The following is a 3,563-nucleotide window of genomic DNA, read 5'->3' as shown; positions in this document are numbered from 1 at the left end:
TGAAAAGCCCGTTGCCTCCGTTTCCAGGGCCGCGTAACCTTCAACCCGGCAACGTCGTTCGCCGAAGTTCAACAAACTTCGGGACATCCCCCGAATATCTGACCGGCGGCGACGAGACCTTCGGCCCCGATTACGGGGGCGCGACCGTGTATACGGTGGAACGCAAGGACTTCGCCACCGACTGCCCCAACCTCGCCAAGCTGCTCGAGAACCTGACCTTCGACCTGCCCATGGAAAACGAGATCATGGGCAAGATTCTCGATGACAAGCAGAAGCCGAACGAGGCCGCGGCCGAGTGGATCAAGGCGAATCCGGATCGTCTCGACGCATGGCTCGAAGGCGTCACGACGCTGGACGGACAAGACGGCCTGCCAGCTGTGAAGTCCTCTCTCGGACTTTCCTGACCGGTCGCGCCCGTCCCAAGACCATTTCTGGAAGGCCGGTTTCGCCCGGCCTTCTTCTTTAGAGCATCGAACGAAAATATGGACGCGTTCTGCCAGAGGGATTTCGGGACAAGGTCGAGGGGATCGGCGCAGGTCGTAGCGGCGCTACGGCCAAGACGAGACCCGATGGAATTGGCGCGAAATCACTTGGGCCACCGATCGCCCCGCACCGGTCGGCGCGGAAAGGTTGATCGGCGGATTTTAAAGCCTGCCGTTTGCCGGAGGCAAACAGGCGGACGGGTTTCCGGCCGCCGGGCGCCCACTTTGTCGGCCGACTCGACCGTAGCGCCGCTACGCTCGTCGTCAGCCTCCGCGTGGATCACCTCGGCGAGCCGAGAAACAGAACCGCATCTATATTGTCGTCCGATGCTCTAAGAGCAGACCCGACCAGGAAGGAATCCCCGGCCCGTGGAATGGCTCCAGAATAATCCCCTGCCGATTGGCGAAGGCGCCTCGGCCTTCGTCGACTGGCTGACCGCCAACTTCACCTTCATCTTCGACGCGATCAGCAATGGCCTCGGCGCCTTCATCGACGCCGTCCTGTTTCTGCTGCAGTGGCCCCACCCCTTCGTCGTCGTCGCGGCCTTCGGAGCCATCGCTTACGCCGCCCGTCGCTCGATCCCGATCGTCATCTTCACCGTCGCCGGCCTGCTGCTGATCATCAATCTCGGATTCTGGGACGACACGACGCAGGCGCTGGCACTGGTGCTCGCCTCGACCGCCGTCTGCATGCTGATCGGCGTTCCGCTGGGGGTCGCCGCCGCCCGGCGGGACTGGCTTTATGCCGGTCTTCGCCCCGTGCTTGACCTGATGCAGACGATCCCGACCTTCGTCTATCTGATCCCGGCGCTGATCCTGTTCGGGCTGGGCGTCGTGCCCGGGCTGGTGGCTACGGTGATCTTCGCCCTGCCCTCGTCGATCCGGCTGACCCGGCTCGGCATCGCCTCGACGCCGCGCCAACTTCTCGAAGCCGGCGACGCGTTCGGCGCGACCCGGCTGCAGCGGCTGTTCAAGATCGAGATTCCCTACGCCCTTCCCCAGATCATGGCGGGACTGACCCAGACGATCATGCTGTCGCTGTCGATGGTCGTGATCGCCGCGCTGGTCGGCGCGCCGGGCCTCGGCGTTCCAGTGCTGCGCGCGCTCAACAGCATCAATATCGGCCAGGGCTTCGAGGCCGGGTTGGCGATCGTTCTCCTCGCCATCATCCTCGACCGGTTCTTCCGCATTGACGAAAAGACCCGCTCATGAGCCCCATCGTCTCCTTCCAGAACGTCTCGATCGTTTTCGGCCGAAAGCCAGAGCAGGCGCTACCGCTTGCCGACGCGGGCAAGAGCCGTAGCGAAATTCGCGAGGCGACGGGCCTGACGCTGGGTGTCGCCGACGCCTCGCTCGACGTCGAAGCCGGCGAGATCGCCGTTCTGATGGGCCTGTCGGGCTCCGGCAAGTCGACCTTGCTGCGCGCCGTCAATGGGCTGGCGCCGATCACCCGCGGCCGGGTCGTCATCGACACCGGCAAGGGCACCGTCGACCCAAAGGAATGCGGGTCTAAACGCCTGCGCGAGTTACGCCGTCACGAGGTTGCGATGGTGTTTCAGCAATTCGCCCTGTTGCCCTGGCGCTCAGTCGCGGAAAATGTCGGGCTCGGCCTCGAACTCGCCGGCGAGCCGCGCGCCAGGCGGCGTGAACGGGTCATGACCCAACTCGAACTGGTGGGTCTCGGCGACTGGGCGCAATCGCGCGTCGGTGAGTTGTCTGGCGGCATGCAGCAACGTGTCGGCCTTGCCCGCGCCTTCGCCACCGACGCACCGATCCTGCTGATGGATGAGCCGTTCTCGGCCCTCGATCCGCTGATCCGGGCGCGGCTGCAGGACGAACTCCTGGAAATCCAACAGCGGTTGAAAAAGACCATCATCTTCGTCAGCCACGGCCTCGACGAGGCGTTCAAGATCGGCAACCGTATCGCCATCATGGAGGGAGGCCGCATCGTCCAGGTCGGCACCGCGCAGGACATCGTCCTCAGGCCGGCCGACGACTACGTCGCCGACTTCGTCGCCCATATGAATCCGCTCAACGTTCTGACCGCCGAGAATGTGATGAAGCCGGTGGACGCCGAGAACGGTGCAACTCCGGCGCGGGTCGCGGCGATGGCCGAACCCGACACGCCGCTCAAGCGGGTGATGGAATCGATTTCCGGCGGCAATGGCGCGGTGATCGTATCCCGCAACGGACGGGTCGTCGGCCAGATCGGCCCGCAGGAGATCGTCGACGCGCTGATGCGCCACTGATACCGGCCTGCGATTGGTCCGAGGCCTATCGGGAAAAGACCGAACGCGACGCGCGACGCGTTGCTGAACTGCCGCAGACCCATATCTGCGATGGTGGCCGCTCATCGGGTCCGATGCCGGAACAGGAGGATCAACTGTGCCGCCAGTTGTATTCCCCGCGCCAGGGCCAACAGCCAGATCAATTGTTCCAGCGACAGATCGAACTGGATCACCGCTCCTGCTCCGAGAACCGTCGTGGCGAAGAACAGGGCGGAGGCCGTGGTCATGTCCTTTTCGCGGTCCCGAGAAATCATCAGCCAGTCGAAGAACTCGGAAACGCGGAAAAACGAAAGAAACGAGATCGCGACGAACGTTCCGACCGTCACGCCGTACTTGTCTCCCAGCGATTCCAAGGGCCATACGAACACCGCGAACGCCGCCGCCGCCAATTGGGCGGCCCCCGCGAATATGCACGCCGCGGACCAGGCGCTTGCCGTCTTCACCTGCCGAAGGAGGGTGGCTCCGCTCCGCTCCATCATGACCAGTTGCGGGCCGACCGACTGCACGATGATGGCAACGATGGTCGAGTTGATCATATAGAATAGCAGGACGAATGCGTAGGAACCGGCTGCCGCCGCCCCGAACACATGGCCAACAAACAGTCTATCAAGATAAAGCGGCGCCGATACGAGAATGATGCTGACGAATATCCAATACCCGCCGTAGTCTCTTGGCGAATCGACGGTGAGCGCGTCTGGACTTGGGGATGTCCCGAAGTTTGTTGAACTTCGTTGAGCGGCGATGCCGGGTTGAACGTTAGGCGGCCCTCGATGCAGGGGCAATGAACTTTTCG

The 3,563-nt window shown here is 63.3% G+C and carries 4 protein-coding genes; 3 read left to right on the top strand and 1 reads right to left on the bottom strand.

The window, feature by feature from the left end; translation table 11 throughout:
* The 3 genes from VQ044_RS24205 to choV form a co-directional block, all read left to right on the top strand.
* Window positions 1-404 (top strand): glycine betaine ABC transporter substrate-binding protein (locus tag VQ044_RS24205; RefSeq protein ID WP_331827833.1); only part of this gene is annotated, 404 nt, incomplete at its 5' end.
* A gap of 447 nt (window positions 405-851) precedes the next feature.
* Window positions 852-1,694, top strand: a complete 843-nt coding sequence (gene choW, locus VQ044_RS24200) for a choline ABC transporter permease subunit (protein WP_327648010.1) — start codon at window positions 852-854, stop codon at window positions 1,692-1,694.
* Entirely contained in the window at window positions 1,691-2,731 is a 1,041-nt protein-coding gene (gene choV / locus VQ044_RS24195) for a choline ABC transporter ATP-binding protein (protein ID WP_327648009.1), read from the top strand. The genes choW and choV overlap by 4 nt, the downstream gene beginning before the upstream one ends.
* Before the next feature lie 101 nt (window positions 2,732-2,832).
* Here choV and VQ044_RS24190 read toward each other — a convergent pair.
* The coding region (locus VQ044_RS24190) for a hypothetical protein (RefSeq protein WP_331827832.1) at window positions 2,833-3,563 on the bottom strand (731 nt) is incomplete at its 5' end.

This window comes from Aurantimonas sp. C2-5-R2, from assembly GCF_036549495.1.
In the GTDB taxonomy this organism is placed as follows: Bacteria; Pseudomonadota; Alphaproteobacteria; order Rhizobiales; family Rhizobiaceae; genus Aurantimonas; species Aurantimonas coralicida_A.
Note: the sequence above shows the minus strand (reverse complement) of the source record. Positions and strands in the feature narration are given on the sequence as shown.